The sequence below is a fragment of the Kocuria rosea genome (assembly GCF_006094695.1).
GTDB classification, from domain to species: Bacteria; Actinomycetota; Actinomycetes; order Actinomycetales; family Micrococcaceae; genus Kocuria; species Kocuria rosea.
On record NZ_CP035103.1, the window covers coordinates 1,475,863 to 1,491,022 of the forward strand.

Sequence of the window (15,160 nt, forward strand, 5' to 3'; positions counted from 1 at the left end):
GCGCTCCGGGGGGAGCGCCGCCGACGCGGATCCCGCGCCGGGGAACGCGCAGGGGGACGGATGACGGCACTGCTCTCCGAGGACGCGCTCGGGCTGGTCGAGGCCGAGGTGCGCGAGCTCATCCGGCGCCGGGGGCTGGACCCGGTGCTCGAGCTGGAGCGGACCCGGGAGCTGGTGGACGCCGCGGTGCGTGACTACGACCAGCGCTCGGCGCGCGGGGTGCTGCCGGCCCTCGCGGACCTGGACGCCGCCCGGCGGGTGCTGCTGGACCTGGTCGCCGGGTTCGGCCCGCTGCAGCCGCTGCTCGACGACCCGCGGATCGAGGAGATCTGGATCAACTGATCCATATGGGCGTTTGCCCTGATCAGACGGGGTTTGATGGCTCGTCTGTCCGCAGATTGTCCGCAGGAGCCCCGAGAACGTGGTCCATGAGGCCCTGTGCGGCGCCCCGGGTACGGTCCTCGGCGGTCGGCCACAGGTGCGAGTAGACGTTCAACGTGATCGCAGCCGACTTGTGCCCGAGCGCGCGCTGCACCGTCACCACGTCGCACCCGGCGGCGATCAGTCCGGAGGCGTAGAAGTGCCGCAGGTTGTGGAACTTCGTGGACAGCCCAGCTGCGTCACGGGCCTTGTTCCACTGGTAGTCCATCGACCGTGGCCACACGGGTCCGCCGTCCCGGCCGGGGAGCAACCACTGGGCTTCGCCGTACACGCCGATGTCCTCTAGGTGCTCGGACAGCATGTGCAGTAGCCCGTCGGGCAGGTGCACGGTCCGTTCACTGCCGTACTTCGGTGGGCGAACTTCGACGGGCCCCGGGGCCCGTCGCTGCACCTGGCGCCCGACGTGCAGTGTCCGGCGCGGGAAATCTATGTCCCGGCGCTGCACGCCGTTGGCCTCCCCGAGCCGCAACCCTGCGAAGGCCCCGAGCCCCACGGCCACCCGGAACCACGGCTCCGCGGCCTCCAGCAGCGCCCGCACGTCGGCGGCGGTGGGGATGTCCATTGCGTGCTCGCGGGAGCGGACGCGGGGGAGCCTGGCCCCTTCTGAGGGGTCGCGGGCGATCACCTGGTCACGGACGGCGGCGCGGAACACTGACCGGGCGTGACTGACGCGCGTCTGGATCGTGCGCGGAGCCATGTCCCGGCCGACCATGTGTTGCACCCAGGCGTCTACGTGCGACCGGCGGACCTTGCGCAGCTCCATGTCCGCGAACGTGGCTTGCTTGGCCACGAGGTCCATGTTCTCCCGAGTCCCGGACTCCCAAAGCTGCAACGGCGCCCAGGCAGCGTAGAAGTCGCGGAAAGTGACTTTGCCTGCACGGGGGTCCACGTAGTCCCCGCGCACCACGGAGGCGGTGACGGTGTTGAGCCACTGTTGCGCGTCGATCTTGCGCTTGAAGTGACGGGCGTGCTCCCGGCCGTCGCTGTCGCGGTAGCGGGCGCGCCACGCTCCGTTCGGATGCTTGCTGATCGAGGCCACGGTTAGGCCCCGTCCTCGCCTCTCAGGGCGTCTTCGAGGACTTGGCGGACGGTAGCCGCCTCTGCGCGCTGCACGCGCCCTTCGAGGGCGCGCAGCGTGGCCGCATCTTCGGTGTCGTCGTCTAGGCCGGCCAACGCCTCAGCGGCGGGCCCCCAAGCGGCCAGTACGTCCTCCCGGGCGGCACGGTAGGCCTTCACGGCCTCCCGCACGCCCGATCGTCGTTCCTCGACCTGCTGTAGCTGAGCTAGGACGGGCGTGGTGAGTTCAGAGAGGTTGCCGCTCGGCAGGAACGCGGCGACGGGCCAACTCAGGATGCGGGAAAGCTCCCCGGCCTCCGTGAGTTTGAGTGCACGGGCACCCCGCTCCGTTCGGGTGACGGTGGTGGGAATCCACGCGCTGTGTCCGGCGGCGATCATGCGCCGGGATACGTCCAGTTGGGAGAGTCCGGCGGCCAAGCGGGCGCGGCGGACGGCCTCGCCTACCTCTACGTCTTCACCTGGCATGGACCCCAATCTATGCCAGTGCCAGGCCAACGCCCTGCCAACTCGTCTCAGGCCGAGACGCCGTGTCACCATTCTGACAGAGTAGTGACATCATGTGTTACTTGACAATTGACGTTAGGTGTCCGATGCTCAAGTCGTCCGCGCACGCCGAACCATCCCGGGGGGATATCCATGGCACACACACCGACCCACACGACTGAACTGCTCACCATCGAGGAAGTTGCCGCCGAACTGCGACTGTCCGTCCCAGCTGTCCGTGCACGCATCCACGCGGGAACCGCCCCGCCGTCGGTGCGCATGGGGCGACGACGGTGGTGGCGAGCCGCGGACCTCCAGAAGTGGCTCAACGAGCAATTCGAGAACGCGGCATAACCCGCCGTCACCGCCCACCGGCGCCCACGCAGACCCCCCTCCTGCGCGGGCGCACCAGCGGACAGACAGAGCAAGGAGACAGCACGCATGACCGTGCACATGACTGAGGGGCCCACGCGCAGCGCGGGCCCCTCAACCCATTCGGCCGTCCGACTCCCGAACGGGGGAGCGGCCGCATGGCACTCGTAGAAAAAAGCACGAACCCCGCGCGTCAGAACTTGGCGGCTCGTCGCGCGGGGTCCGTAGAAAACAGCTCTCCGCTGTACGCCCAGTCCTCACGACCCAGGAGGCCCTGGTGACCAAGCACGCTCATTCTACCGTCGCGGACCGATACGCGACCATGACTCCGGCGGAATGGCGGCTGCACCTCGTCGCCCGCGGCTTTCACATCTTCCCGCTGACCCCCGGCACGAAGGAGCCCATGCCCGGCTCCCGTGGCTTCCACGACGCCAGCAACGACCCCCACCGCGCCACCGCCGGGTGGCCCTCCGAGGATCACGGCGTCGGCATCGCCACCGGCGCCTCCGGGCTGTTCGTCGTGGACTGCGACAATAAGGGCGGCGCGCCCAACCCACCCTGGGACATCCCCGGTGTGCACACGGGGGAGGACGCCCTGGCCCTGCTGTGGGACGCGCACGACAAGGACGCCTCGCCCTGGGCGTACTGCCCCACCGTGCTCACGCCCTCCGGCGGGGTGCACCTGTACTTCCGTGACCCGTCCGGTACGGGGCCGTCCTCCGCGCGCACCCTCGCCTGGCAGGTTGATGCGCGCGGAAACACCGGCTACGTCGTCGCCCCCGGCACCCGCCTCCCGCACGGGACCTACACCCCGATCTACTGGCCCGCCACCATCCCGATCGTGCCCGACTGGCTGCTGGAACGGGCAGTCAACGGCGGTAAGCGCCCGGCGGCACGGCGCCGCGCCAGTCCCTACAAGGTGTCCGCCTCGCCGGCTGCCATCCGCGGCATCCTCCGCAAAGTCGCGGCCGCTCCCGAGGGTAAGCGCAACGACCTCCTGTACTGGGCCGCCAAGACGCTCATTGAGAAGGGCGCCGCCACCGAGGACAACCTCGAAGCCCTCGCCTACGCCGCCCGCCACGCGGGCCTGGGCGACACTGAAATCCGCCGCACCATCGGTTCCGCCATGACCACGCTGGAGGCGGCAGGATGAGCACCACCGATGACCTCGACGCCTTCCTCCGGGATCAGGCCGAGGGGTTTGCGCCCCGCGACGTGGACAAGGAAACCAGCGGGCAGACCCGCCTCGCCCACCGGCTGGCCGCCCGCCACACCGGCCGCCTGCTCCACGTCCACGGACTCGGGTGGCTCCGCTGGGACGGGAAGCGATGGGCCGAAGACCGCGGTGACAAGCACGCCAAACGGGCCGTGGAGGACACCCTGCGCCGGGCGTGGCGCGAAGCCCAGGCCGACGACAGCCTGGCCAAGGATGTGCGCGTATGCCAGTCCGACAACGCCCGTGCGGGCATCCTAAAGATCGCCGCCTCCCTGGAGGAGCTGACTGCCGAGGTGGAGGACCTCGACGCCGCACCGCACCTGCTCAACACCCCCGCCGGAACCCTCGACCTGTGGGCCATGGATCTGCGCCCTCACGACCCCGTCGACCGGATCACCCGGTCCACCGCCGGTGCCTGGCGGCCTGGACAGTTCCACGCCGGGACCTGGCAGACGTTCCTCGAAACCTCCCTGCCCGACCCCGAGGTCCGTGCATTCCTCGCCCGCTACGTCGGCCAGGCACTGTTCGGGGCCGTTCGTGAACAGAAGCTCGTGATCCTCACTGGGGAGGGCTCCAACGGCAAGTCCGTGTTCGCGGACGCCCTGCGCCACGCGCTCGGGGAAGCCAAGACCGGCGGGTACGCGGCCACCGCACCCCCGGACATGCTGCTCGTGCGCAAGGACACCAGCGCCTTCGACGGGTCCGTGGAACTGCGCGGGGCGCGGTGGGCGGTGCTGTCTGAGACGGAGAAGGGCAGGGAGCTGAACGTGGCCATGGTCAAGCGGCTCACCGGCGGTGACCCCATCACTGCCCGGAACTTGTACAAGCCCCTGATCACGTTTGAGCCCTCTCACACCCTGGCCATGGTCGCCAATGACCCACCCCACATTCCCGACACCGGGCACGCCATCTGGAGGCGCGTGCTCGTCGTCCCCTGGAACGTGAAGTTCGCTGACACCCCCGAGAAGGTGGCCGAGGGCCTGCCCCCCGCGGACCTGGACCTCCCCGCAAAGCTCGCCGCCGACGCCGACGCGGTACTGGCCTGGGCGGTGGAGGGCTGGACCGACTACCAGGCGCGGGATGGCCTCGCCGCCCCCGACGCCGTGCAGATCGCCACAGCCGCCTACCGGGAGGACAACGACGACGTGGCCCAGTTCCTCAACGACTGCACGCAGCCCGCCGGTGGGCAGGTCGTCGGGGTGAAGGCGATGCATGACCGCTACGTCCTGTGGGCCAGGGCGATGAGCAAGGAACGCCACCTCGGACGCAAGGAGTTCAGCAAGGAATTGGACGCCCACAAGAGCAGCCACCAGTTCCGCCGCAACGCCCGTGGCGAGTGTCTGGGGCTGATGCTCCGGCCGGACTGGAACTGCGGCGACGTCGACTAAACCCCCTAGCCAGGGACCACTTAAGCAGTTTGGTGCAGTTTCTCCCTAACTCTCGAAACCAACAGCTCGTATGGGGAAGTTCTGCTGAAACTGCACAAACTGCAGGACGCTCATCTTCCCGCCCCCACGCCACGTCTCAGAAGGAGACACCATGACCCCCCACATCGAGACGTTCCCCGCCCCTGGTGGGATGGTCCGTGCCCGGCTGGACGGTGTGCCGTTCACCGCGGAGTTGATCCGTGCGCTGCCCGTGCGGGCGGTGGCCCGCCCGGACCTGCTCGACGCCACCCCGCTGCTGTCGGTGACCACTTCCCGGGTCTACGCCTGGACGTCCCTGGAGGCGGGCCGCCGGACCACGACCACGAGCCCGGCGGTGGGTGAGTGGATCGCCGCCGACCCGGCCGGACGGCTGGTGCTCGTCGTGGCACTGTCCCTGCCGCCGCAGCGGTGGGGCACGTCCCTGCCGCACCTGGCCTATGAGGCCCGCCCGCACCTGTCCACGGACACGGTGATCGCCGTCCCTGTCCGCGCCGCCTAACCCCCGCCACTTCAACGAAAGGACACCCCCATGTCCCTGCTGCACAACGACGACGTGACGACCGAGCCGACCGGGTGGCCCGGGGTCGCCGTCGTCGCCGTCAACGGCCACCCCCTGACCCGATCCCTCGTGGCGTCGCTGCCCGTGGTGGATGAGCACACCGCCCGTGGTGTGCTTGACGCCGCGTTCCGCCTCGTGGCCCAGGTGCACACCGGCACCGCCTACGCGGGCCACCACGGCGCCCCTGTGATCCCGCGGTGCGAGCTCGTCGCCGTGCAGGCCGTCCCGAACGGCGACCGCCTGGTGCGGGTCGTCTCGGCCCGCCCCGTGCTCATCGGCGCCCCCGCCCAGCCCGGGCGCGGCCGCCTGGTGCCCTCCACACGGCTGCCCGTGGCCCACCTGGAGGAATGGTGAGCACCACGGTGCCCCCGAAGCCGGGCCCTCACCGATGGCGAAGCTGTTGAAGGAGTGGAAGCGCAACGCGAGGCGGCACGAGCAGCGGGCGAAGGAGTCCCGGCGCGCCGCCCAGTTGGCGAACGCCTCCCGGGACCACTGGCAGGAGCGGGCTCGGACCGCCGAACGCCGCCACGTCATTGCCCAGTCCGAACTTGCCCAGGTGCGCGCCGAACTGGAACGGGTGCGCGCAGCCCTCACGGAAGGACCCCGCCCATGAGCACCCCCGTAGTCCCCGCCTGCCCTGACTGTGGTGGCCCATGGCTTGACGGTTGGCGGTGGGCCCATGTCCCGTTGCGCTGCCTGTTGCGGGCCGCTGACGATGCCACCCAGGCCGCCGACAGTGACCGTGCCACGGACACCCGCCCGCCGTTCACCCGGCCGGCTACGGCCACCGAGGCCGTCCTCTGGGGTGCCGCCACCGACACGGCACTGCCCACGGGCGCGGAGACGACCGTGCACGCCGCGGGCGGGTACTGGGCCCGGGAGGTCGGTGGGCACCTGAACGCCGCCGACGCCCTGGCCGCCACCACACCGATCACCACCCCTGAAGGAGAAGCAGCATGACGACGACTGCCACCGAACAGCCCCAGGACGCCCCGCAGGAGCCGCAGGGGCCCGCTGAGGAGCCGCAGGACGCCCCCGAGGACGCGCAGGCGCAGGACGACGTGCAGGGCGAGAAGGGCAACCGGGAGGCCGCGAAGTACCGGACGCGACTGCGCGCCGCCGAGGCCGACCTGACGGCCACCCGCGCCCAGGTGACCGCCCTCCAGTCCGCCGCCGTCGCCCGGGAGCTCAACGCCCTGGAGGTTCCCGCCGAGGTCTTCGCGCTGGTGCACGAGCCCGGGGAGTTCATCGGCGCCGACGGCACCGTGGACCGGGATGCGCTGGTCGCCGCGGCCGGGGCGGTACGGGAGCGGTTCAACCTCCGCACCCCCGTGGTCGCCCCTACGGCGCCCGCCCTGGCCGCGGGCGGGGAACGGCCCGCGTCACGGTCGAGCTGGGCGGAGAAGCTCCAGAGCTAATACAAACATTGGTACAATAAAAGGGCGCGGGCTCCCTCCCTGGTGGAGGCCACGCGCCCCACTCGACTCCTGCGGAGTACGGAACCGGGCCCTGGTCGGCTCAGCCGAGCAGCACTCCCCTTTCCGTCACGCCCCGCAGGAGTTTTCTCATGACCACCACCATCTCCGCCGCCCCCCGCGCGTGGGCCCCGCAGGACATCCTCGACCTCGTTGTCACGCCGACCGGCGGGCAGTCCATCGCCGCCCAGGTCGCCACCTACCGGACCGGCCTCACCGGCTCTGCGCTCCGGGTTCCGCTCGTCACCGCCGACCCGTCGGCGGCCTGGGTTTCCGAGTCGGACGAGATCCCTCTTTCCGAGGCGCAGTTGGGCGAGATTGACGCCGCCTACAAGAAGCTTGCCGGGCTCGTGGTCGTCTCGCGGGAGCTGGCAGAGGACTCCGACCCGAACGCAGCCGAGCAGATCGGGGAGGGCCTCGTGCGCGACCTCGCGCGGAAGCTTGACGCCGCCTGGTTCGGAAGTAACGCCCTCAACCCCAAGGCCCCGGCCGGGCTGGAGGACCTGACCGGCGTCACGGTCATCGAGGCCCCCGCCACCCTGACCGACCTCGACGCTTTCTCCGTGGCCCGCTTCCGTGCGGCCAACGTCGGAGCGCGGCTGTCCGGGTTCGTCGCCCACCCCGACGATGCGGAAATGGTGGCCACCCTGAAGGAGACCAGCACCTCCGCCAAGCGGCTGTTGTCCCCGGACGCCACCGAGGCCGGGGAGCTGCGTATCGACGGCATCCGTCTCCTGACTTCCCCGGCATGCACTCCGGGCACGATCTGGGGTATCCCCGAGGGGCGTGCCGTGATCGGTGTGCGGCAGGACGCCGACGTGCGCTCCGATGCATCCGCGTTCTTCACATCAGACCGGGTGGCCATCCGGGCCACGCTGCGCGCCGCGTTCGCGTTCTCCCACCCGGCCGCTGTGGTCCGGATCAGCTTGAACACCCCTGCAACTGGATGAGTGCTTCATGCGGCTAGCATCTGCACATGGACCAATTTTTCACGCTATTAACTGAGAATGCTGCAGCCGCGTTCACAATTCTAGGAACGATTACCGGTGGCATTGTCGGTTTTGTGGGCAACTATTTCCTGCAGAAGCAAAAGAACCGAGCTGACATTGATCACTGGCGCCGCAGTAAGGCGGCCGATGCTGTAAGTGCCGCCATTGCGGAGGCAGGTAGCATCGTCGGCAATTCCTTATCCATTCAAAAAATGGTGCAGTACGCCGTAGATAGGCCAGGTTCGCAAGAAGCTAAGGATTTCGACGCAAAAGCGGGTCAGCGAGTGGAGGCCATAAATGCGTTAGAGGACTCTTTCGAGCGGAATCTCATTCTTATTCAGATTCTAACAGACGAAAATAGCAAGACTCATTCATCGACTTTTGAAATGATGAAGGCGGTTCAGGAGTTGAAAAGTCTGCACGGCTGGATCAATTTAGAAGGGTTGGACAAGATTGGTCCGCAGCTGCAGGCAGCTAGTATGCGCCTGAACGGGGCCCAGAAGGACTTGTTGAAGTCCGTCAGTTCCGAACTGGGAACCGCGAAAAAGTAGGGTTCAGCCGCCCCTATGTGGGCCCGCGTCGTCGCCACTAGCTACGGATTAATCATTCGGCGACGCGGGCCATTGCTATGTCTAGACGCATACAAGGGGTCGTGGGCTCTGTGTCATGTAGCGCAGAGTGAGGTCGCGAAAAACTGCGCGGCGACTGCCCGGCGACACGCAGTCAATCCCCGTGTCATCAGTTCGAGTGGACCTAGCATGAGGGTATGGAATGGGCCCCTTTGCTCGGAAGCGCGGCCGTCGCCGCGATCATTACAATGATTGGCAATCGCATTCTGGAAGTATATCGGTGGAATAAAGAGGTTGATCGAGAAGACAATAAGGCGCACCTGGAGTATCAGGAATGGTTTAGGGGGGAATTGCTTGAGCACTTCAAGCCTTTTGCGTCATCTATTCCAGCATTTATTGATTCGTTTGAGGATTACTGCTTAAGCCCCGACAGGCTCAAGCGTCCAGACCCGTACGTGGCTCGATTGCTGAAAGCTCAGCGTGCACTAGTAGATCAGCTTAATCAGTTGAAAATACTTGTGGGCACTCAAAGTCAAGTAAGTGGCTTTATCGACAATTTTCGTTCTGCGACTGAACAGGCGATAGAGCTAACTCAGCAACTTTCACAGGATGAAGTTTTGTGTAAGGAATCAATATGCAATCAGTACATTGGTCGCATTATTGACGCTCAAGATAACCTAGGAACAGCCGTCAGTAACAAAATCGCGAAGCGACCCGCCCCCATTCTGAAAAAGTCGAAGCTAGCCGATTTCGACAGGATCAAGCTATTTGGGCGCAACAGCGGGTGAAGCAGTGGGGGTGGGGCCCCATCCCCCGGGGGGCCGCGACCCCTGGTCGCCTGGCATAGTCGCTCGAATCGGCTCCGGGTCTGGAGCTGGGGCGGCAACGTACTGAAGGGCCGCCAGTGTCTCTGGCAACGTCTGGGTCCCGCCTTCGGGGGACCACCACATGGAGTGACAGCCAGGTAGTGGCGCTCTGTTGGTCAGCTCTACTGTGTCCGGACGGCGTTATGACGCCGATCGCAGTAGATAACTGCTGGTCAAACCGAGAGATGCGACGTCACAGTCGAGTTTGCAACTGGAAAACCATAGGCTCTACGCGGCAGTAAGTTCCCCCGATCCCTCGCGTACGAAAGAGCTCTCCCATGTCTCAGAATCCCCCTCAAGGCCCGCCTCCCCAGGGGCCGCAGTACAACCAGCAGCCGGGTCCTTACCAGGGCCAACCGGGCCCCTACCAAGGTCAGCCGGGTCAGTACCAGCAGCCCCCGCAGAAGAAGGGGAAGAAGAAGTGGGTCATTGGGTGTCTTGGCCTGATCGTCCTCGCCCTCGTTTTCTTCGGTGGTTGTGCGGCCCTCGTGAGTGGCGGCGCGAGCGAGACGTCGACGTCTTCGAGTAACTCCGATGCAGAGCCGTCGGAGGTGCAGACGGAGGACGTCGAAAACGCAGGCACGGTCACTTTTGAAGCGACCGCCTCCACAACCGGCACCGTGATTTGGGGCAACCTCGACGGTTCTACCAACACTGAGGACTTCACCGGCACGTGGACCAAAGAGGTCACTCCCAAGGAGAGCTCCGAGCTGTACAACGTGACAGTCACCGGCGACTTCATGGACGATTCCTCTGAGGTCACCTGCAAGCTCTATGTCGATGGCGAGCTTAAGGATGAGGCCACGGGCACCGGCTCGGCTGGCTCCGCCTCGTGCACGCAGCCGATGTTCGGCTGATCTGCACGAAGCAGTCTGGAGGACCCCGGCGCCGTACTGGTGCCGGGGTCCTTTCCTATTTGGGGTCGAAGGCCGGTAGACGACCTGTCCGCAGATTGTCCGCAAGATGTCCAAAAACTGGGTGTCCTGGGCTCATGCCACGCACCCCAACTTCCGCGGAATGTAGCGGTTTCCAGCGTTCACGAACGACCATGAATGGGTGTGGGGGAGACCTGGATCAACGGCCCCGCGGAGGTCTACGCCGCCCGCGGCGGGGAGTCCGAGCTGACGAGCCTCGTGCTGACCGAGGCCCAGATCCGCAACCTGGTGGAGCGGATGCTCAAGTCCTCGGGCCGTCGCCTGGACCTGTCCTCCCCGTTCGTGGACGCGGCGCTGCCGGACGGGTCCCGGCTGCACGTGGTGATCCCGGACGTGACGCGCCGGCACTGGGCCGTGAACATCCGCAAGTTCGTGGCCCGGGCCCGGCGCCTGGACGACCTCGTGGAGCTGGGCGCGCTGCCGCCGCGCGCCGCGCGCTTCCTCGACGCGGCCGTGGCCAGCGGGCTCAACATCCTCGTCTCCGGCGCGACGCAGGCGGGCAAGACCACGCTGCTGAACTGTCTGTGCGCCTCGATCGGCCCCCGGGAGCGGGTGGTGACGGTCGAGGAGATCTTCGAGCTGCAGGTCCCGCTGCGCGACGTCGTGGGGATGCAGTGCCGTCAGCCCAATCTCGAGGGCACGGGCGAGATCCCCCTGCGCCGGCTCGTCAAGGAGGCGCTGCGGATGCGCCCGGACCGGCTCGTGGTCGGGGAGGTCCGGGAGGCGGAGAGCCTGGACATGCTCATCGCGCTCAACAGCGGACTCCCGGGGATGTGCAGCCTGCACGCCAACTCCGCCCGGGACGCCGTGACCAAGATCTGCACCCTGCCGCTGCTGGCGGGGGAGAACATCAGCTCCGGGTTCGTGGTGCCCACGGTGGCCTCGTGCTTCGACCTCGTGGTGCACTGCCACCGGGACCGGCACGGCCGCCGCCGGGTGAGCGAGATCCTCGCGATCGGCAACCGGGTCGAGAACGGCGTGATCGAGACGTACCCGGTCTTCGCCGAGACGGACGGCGCCCTGCTGGCAGTGGCCGCCGAGGCGCCGGCGGCGTGGAAGTTCGAGCGGGCCGGACACCGGGTGAGCGAGCTGCTGGCGGACGACGGCCCGGTCGGAGCAGCGCGGTGAGCGCGGCGCTGGGCGTGCTGCTGGGGGCGGGCGTGTTCCTGCTCTGGTGGTCCTGCTGGGCCGAGGAGGCGCCGCGCGCGGCCGGCCCGCGCCGGCCCGGCCGGCTGCGAGAGCTGCTGCTGCGCGCGGACCTGGCCCGGGTCGGTCCGGCGGGACTGCTGGCCGCCTGCGCCGCGGCCGGGACGCTGAGCGGACTGCTCGTCGCCGCGGTCACCGGCGCGGCGGTGCTCGGCCTGTGCGCCGCCGTCCTGGGCGGTTGGGTTCCCCTGGCGGTGGTCCAGCACCGGGCCCGGCACCGGGCGGCCGCCCTGCGCGAGGTGTGGCCCGACGTGGTCGACCACCTGCGCTCGGCGATCCGGGCCGGGATGTCCCTGCCCGAGGCGCTGATCCAGCTGCAGTACCGCGGACCCGAGCCGGTGCGCCCGGCCTTCGCCCGGTTCGCCGCCGACTACCGCGCCTCGGGGCAGCTGCAGGGCGCGCTCACCCTGCTCAAGGACCGGCTGGCCGACCCCGTGGCCGACAACATCGTCGAGGCCCTGCGGGTGACCCGGGAGGTGGGCGGGACCGACCTCGGCCGGCTGCTCGGCACGCTGTCCGAGTTCCTGCGGGAGAACACCCGCACCCGCGGAGAGCTGGAGGCCCGGCAGTCCTGGACGGTCAACGCCGCCCGGCTGGCGGTGGCCGCACCGTGGATCGTGCTGGCGCTGATGGCCACCCAGCCCGCCGCGATCCGGGCCTACGACACCCCGGCCGGCGCCCTGGTGCTGATCGGCGGGCTGCTCGTCTCCACGATCGCCTACCGCCTCATGCTGCGGATCGGCGCCCTGCCCGAGCCCGAGCGGGTGCTGCGGTGAGTGCTACCCCCGCCCTGCTGGTGCTCCTCGGCCTGGTGCACGCCGCCGGGCTGTGGCTGGTGCTCACCGGCGCCCGGGTCACCGGCCGGCCGTCCTTCGCGACCCGGATCGCCCCGCAGCTGCGCTCAGTGGAGGTCGAGTCGGCGCTGCTCACCCGCCCCGGGCGCCGCTCCGCCCGGACACCCGGCCGGGCCGCAGCGGGGCTGGACCCGGTCGTGCGCGGGCTGGCCCACCGCGTGTTCCGGCACGCCGCCCCGTCGGCGGCCCTGGAGGGACGCCTGGTCCGGGCGGGCGTCAGCACCACGGCGGCGGACTTCCGCGCCGAGCAGCTCCTGTGCGCGACGGGGGGCCTGCTGCTCGGCGTCCTGCTCGGCGTGGCCGCCGAGGCGCGCTGGGGCACGGGTCCCGGCGGGGTGCTGCTGGCCGTGGGCGCGGCCACGGCCGCCGGGCACCTGCTGCGCGGGCACCTGCTGAGCCGGCGGATCCGGCTCCGCGAGGCCCGGATGCTGGCCGAGTTCCCCGCCGTCGCCGAGCTGATGGCGCTGTCGGTGGGCGCGGGGGAGAGCGCGGTGGGTTCGCTCGAGCGGGTGTGCCGGGTCGCGGAGGGAGAGCTCACCGCGGAGTTCCGCGCGGTGCTCGCACAGACGCGGTCCGGCGCCGGACTCGTGCACGCCCTCCAGGACTTCTCCGCGCGCACCCCGGTGGCGCCCATCGGGCGGTTCGTGGACGGCATCGTCGTGGCCATCGAGCGCGGCACGCCCCTGGCGGACGTGCTGCGGGCCCAGGCCCAGGACGTGCGGGACAACGACAAGCGCGAGCTGATGGAGGCCGCCGGGCGCAAGGAGATCGCCATGATGGTGCCCCTCGTGTTCTGCGTGCTGCCGCTGACGGTCGTGTTCGCCGTGTTCCCCGGGATCGCCGTGCTGGAGCTCGGCTTCTGACCTCTCATCCGGGCGGCCGGGAACCGGCAGCCCTCCAGGAAAGGACACACCCCATGACACACCTCCACCGGTTCGCCGCCCTGCTCGGCGTCCTCACCCTGACCCTCGCCGCGCTGCGCGAGCGGCTCGCCGCCGATGATCCGGACCGCGGGGACGTCCCCGGCTGGGTGATGCTGACCCTGATGTCCGCGGTGCTCGTGGCCGGGCTGCTGCTGGTGGCGCAGCCGGCCCTGGAGGGGCTCTTCCAGGACGCGATGGCGCGCGTGAGCCAGAACTGAGGATGGACGAGGAGCGCGCCCGGCCGGGCGCCGGGCCCCCGGGGACGGACCGGGGCAGTGCGGTGGTCGAGTACGTCATGGTGGCCGGCCTCGTGGCGATGATCTTCGCCGCCACGCTGCAACTGGCCCTGGCCCTGCACGTGCGCAACACGCTGATCGACGCCGCCGCGGCGGGCGCCCGGTACGGCACCCTGGCCGACCGGTCGCCCGAGGACGGGGTCGAGCGGACCCGCCGGATCGTCTCCGGCGCCCTCGGCCCCCGGTACGCCCAGGACGTCGTCGCGACCACCGCGGCGGTGGGCGAGCTGCGGACCCTGGAGATCACGGTGGTCTCGCCCCTGCCCGTGGTGGCGCTGTTCGGTCCGCCCGACTCCCTGGAGGTGCGCGGCCATGCCGTCCTCGGGGATTGAAGCTCCTGCCTCCAGCGGAGCAGCGGCATCGACGGCTACGGCTGCTTCGACCGCCTCGCCCGCCTCGACCGGAGCGACCGGCGCGATCGGAGCGACCGGGACGGCCCGTGCGGCCGGGCCGCCCGATGTGCTCGGGAGGACTGCGGGCGGTGACGAGGGCAGCGCGGTCGTGGAGTTCGTGGCGCTGGGCACGCTGCTGCTCGTCCCCGTGGTCTACTTCGTGCTCGCGGTGGCCCAGGTCCAGGCCGGGGCCTTCGGAGTGGTGGCCGCCGCGCAGCAGGCGTCCCAGGTGCTGGCCCGGGCCGAGCCCGGTGCGCTCTCGGACACCGGGCTGACCGCGGCGGCGCGGCTGGCGGCCGCGGACCAGGGCTTCGCCCCCGACCGGCTGGCGCTCCGCCTCGAGTGCTCCGACGGGGCGTGCGCGGAGCCCGGTGCGGTGGCCACGGTGCACGCCACCCTGGAGGTCCCGCTGCCGCTGGTGCCCGGGTTCACCGACCTGGACGTGGCCGTGCTGACGTCCTCGGCCACGGTCGTGATCGGCCGCTACGGATGAGCGGGCGGACCGCCGGACCCGGCCCGCGCCGGGACGGGAGCCGGGACCAGAACCGGGACCACGCCCGGGGCGAGGACCGGGACGACGGGCAGGTGACGATCCTGGTCATCGGCTTCGCGGTCGTGCTGCTCCTGCTCACGGTCGTGGTCATGGGGGTCACCGCGGTCTACGTGGGGGAGCGCAAGCTGCAGGTGCTGGCCGACAACGCCGCGCTCGCCGCGGCCGACACGTTCGTGGCGCTGGAGCCGGGGACGGGCGGCGCCCCGCCCGTCACGGTCCTGGACGACGACGCCGTGGCAGGGGCGGCGACCGCCTACCTCGACACCGTCAGCGCCTGGGCGGGAACGCCGGGCCTGGCCCTGGCCGCACCCACCGGGAGCCCGGACGGGCGGACCGCCGAGGTGACCCTGGCCGCCGTCGTGCACCCGCCGGTGGTCAACCTCCTGGTGCCCGACGGCATCCCGATCACCGCCACGAGCGAGGCCCGCGCGCGACTGGGCCGATGACGCGGCCCACCCGGTTCCGCTGACCCGCGCGGCCGCTCCGGGGGCGGCTCGGCCGGTGCGGGAGGCACGGCGCTCGCAGAC

At 69.6% G+C, this 15,160-nt stretch carries 21 protein-coding genes and 1 pseudogene; 20 read left to right on the plus strand and 2 right to left on the minus strand.

Features of this window, described 5'->3' with window-relative positions:
- Positions 1-60: 60 nt before the first annotated feature.
- Positions 61-339: pseudogene (locus EQG70_RS06790) on the plus strand (CpaF family protein); the annotation flags it as partial.
- 25 nt (positions 340-364) lie between these two features.
- Here the strand turns inward: EQG70_RS06790 and EQG70_RS06795 are convergent.
- Both EQG70_RS06795 and EQG70_RS06800 read right to left on the minus strand, forming a co-directional pair.
- Entirely contained in the window at positions 365-1,480 is a 1,116-nt protein-coding gene (locus EQG70_RS06795) for a tyrosine-type recombinase/integrase (RefSeq protein ID WP_109268058.1), read from the minus strand.
- A 2-nt stretch (positions 1,481-1,482) separates the two neighbouring features.
- Positions 1,483-1,983, minus strand: a complete 501-nt coding sequence (locus tag EQG70_RS06800; RefSeq protein WP_138976454.1) for a helix-turn-helix domain-containing protein — start codon at positions 1,981-1,983, stop codon at positions 1,483-1,485.
- A gap of 171 nt (positions 1,984-2,154) precedes the next feature.
- On the opposite strand from EQG70_RS06800, the gene EQG70_RS18890 reads away from it, so the two are divergent.
- The 19 genes from EQG70_RS18890 to EQG70_RS06895 all read left to right on the plus strand — a co-directional run bounded on the left by EQG70_RS18890 (position 2,155) and on the right by EQG70_RS06895 (position 15,079).
- Complete coding sequence (locus EQG70_RS18890; protein WP_109268056.1) at positions 2,155-2,355, plus strand: helix-turn-helix transcriptional regulator; 201 nt, start codon at positions 2,155-2,157, stop codon at positions 2,353-2,355.
- 421 nt (positions 2,356-2,776) lie between these two features.
- Positions 2,777-3,526 carry a bifunctional DNA primase/polymerase gene (locus EQG70_RS06810; RefSeq protein WP_244296672.1) on the plus strand — a complete coding sequence of 250 codons (750 nt, stop codon included), beginning with the start codon at positions 2,777-2,779 and terminating at the stop codon, positions 3,524-3,526.
- Positions 3,523-4,977 (plus strand): DNA primase family protein, encoded by a 1,455-nt coding sequence (locus tag EQG70_RS06815; protein ID WP_109268054.1) that lies wholly within the window; start codon positions 3,523-3,525, stop codon positions 4,975-4,977. Before EQG70_RS06810 ends, EQG70_RS06815 begins: the two co-directional genes overlap by 4 nt.
- A gap of 151 nt (positions 4,978-5,128) precedes the next feature.
- Positions 5,129-5,515 (plus strand): hypothetical protein, encoded by a 387-nt coding sequence (locus EQG70_RS06820; RefSeq protein WP_109268053.1) that lies wholly within the window; start codon positions 5,129-5,131, stop codon positions 5,513-5,515.
- A gap of 30 nt (positions 5,516-5,545) precedes the next feature.
- Positions 5,546-5,929, plus strand: a complete 384-nt coding sequence (locus EQG70_RS06825) for a hypothetical protein (protein WP_109268052.1) — start codon at positions 5,546-5,548, stop codon at positions 5,927-5,929.
- 34 nt (positions 5,930-5,963) lie between these two features.
- On the plus strand, positions 5,964-6,188 hold the full coding sequence (locus EQG70_RS06830; RefSeq protein WP_109268051.1) for a hypothetical protein: 225 nt from the start codon (positions 5,964-5,966) through the stop codon (positions 6,186-6,188).
- Positions 6,189-6,262: 74 nt separating this feature from the next.
- On the plus strand, positions 6,263-6,535 hold the full coding sequence (locus EQG70_RS06835) for a hypothetical protein (protein ID WP_138976456.1): 273 nt from the start codon (positions 6,263-6,265) through the stop codon (positions 6,533-6,535).
- On the plus strand, positions 6,532-6,993 hold the full coding sequence (locus tag EQG70_RS06840; protein WP_109268049.1) for a hypothetical protein: 462 nt from the start codon (positions 6,532-6,534) through the stop codon (positions 6,991-6,993). Before EQG70_RS06835 ends, EQG70_RS06840 begins: the two co-directional genes overlap by 4 nt.
- Positions 6,994-7,142: 149 nt before the next feature.
- Positions 7,143-8,000, plus strand: coding sequence for a phage major capsid protein (locus tag EQG70_RS06845; protein ID WP_109268048.1), 858 nt, complete (start codon positions 7,143-7,145; stop codon positions 7,998-8,000).
- A 26-nt stretch (positions 8,001-8,026) separates the two neighbouring features.
- Positions 8,027-8,590, plus strand: coding sequence for a hypothetical protein (locus EQG70_RS06850; RefSeq protein WP_138976457.1), 564 nt, complete (start codon positions 8,027-8,029; stop codon positions 8,588-8,590).
- A gap of 215 nt (positions 8,591-8,805) precedes the next feature.
- The gene (locus tag EQG70_RS06855; protein WP_138976458.1) at positions 8,806-9,396 is read left to right on the plus strand and encodes a hypothetical protein; all 591 of its coding nucleotides are present in this window, start codon (positions 8,806-8,808) and stop codon (positions 9,394-9,396) included.
- A gap of 356 nt (positions 9,397-9,752) precedes the next feature.
- Positions 9,753-10,331 (plus strand): hypothetical protein, encoded by a 579-nt coding sequence (locus EQG70_RS06860; protein ID WP_109268047.1) that lies wholly within the window; start codon positions 9,753-9,755, stop codon positions 10,329-10,331.
- A 195-nt stretch (positions 10,332-10,526) separates the two neighbouring features.
- Positions 10,527-11,537, plus strand: coding sequence for a TadA family conjugal transfer-associated ATPase (locus tag EQG70_RS06865; protein WP_109268046.1), 1,011 nt, complete (start codon positions 10,527-10,529; stop codon positions 11,535-11,537).
- Positions 11,534-12,391, plus strand: coding sequence for a type II secretion system F family protein (locus EQG70_RS06870; protein WP_017833649.1), 858 nt, complete (start codon positions 11,534-11,536; stop codon positions 12,389-12,391). Before EQG70_RS06865 ends, EQG70_RS06870 begins: the two co-directional genes overlap by 4 nt.
- Entirely contained in the window at positions 12,388-13,332 is a 945-nt protein-coding gene (locus tag EQG70_RS06875; protein WP_109268045.1) for a type II secretion system F family protein, read from the plus strand. The genes EQG70_RS06870 and EQG70_RS06875 overlap by 4 nt, the downstream gene beginning before the upstream one ends.
- Before the next feature lie 53 nt (positions 13,333-13,385).
- Positions 13,386-13,610, plus strand: coding sequence for a hypothetical protein (locus EQG70_RS06880; protein WP_017833651.1), 225 nt, complete (start codon positions 13,386-13,388; stop codon positions 13,608-13,610).
- Positions 13,611-13,612: 2 nt separating this feature from the next.
- Positions 13,613-14,020: a TadE/TadG family type IV pilus assembly protein gene (locus EQG70_RS06885; RefSeq protein ID WP_017833652.1), complete on the plus strand. Its 408-nt coding sequence runs from the start codon at positions 13,613-13,615 to the stop codon at positions 14,018-14,020.
- A 169-nt stretch (positions 14,021-14,189) separates the two neighbouring features.
- Positions 14,190-14,573 carry a hypothetical protein gene (locus EQG70_RS06890; RefSeq protein WP_017833653.1) on the plus strand — a complete coding sequence of 128 codons (384 nt, stop codon included), beginning with the start codon at positions 14,190-14,192 and terminating at the stop codon, positions 14,571-14,573.
- The gene (locus EQG70_RS06895) at positions 14,570-15,079 is read left to right on the plus strand and encodes a pilus assembly protein TadG-related protein (RefSeq protein ID WP_017833654.1); all 510 of its coding nucleotides are present in this window, start codon (positions 14,570-14,572) and stop codon (positions 15,077-15,079) included. The genes EQG70_RS06890 and EQG70_RS06895 overlap by 4 nt, the downstream gene beginning before the upstream one ends.
- Positions 15,080-15,160: the final 81 nt, after the last annotated feature.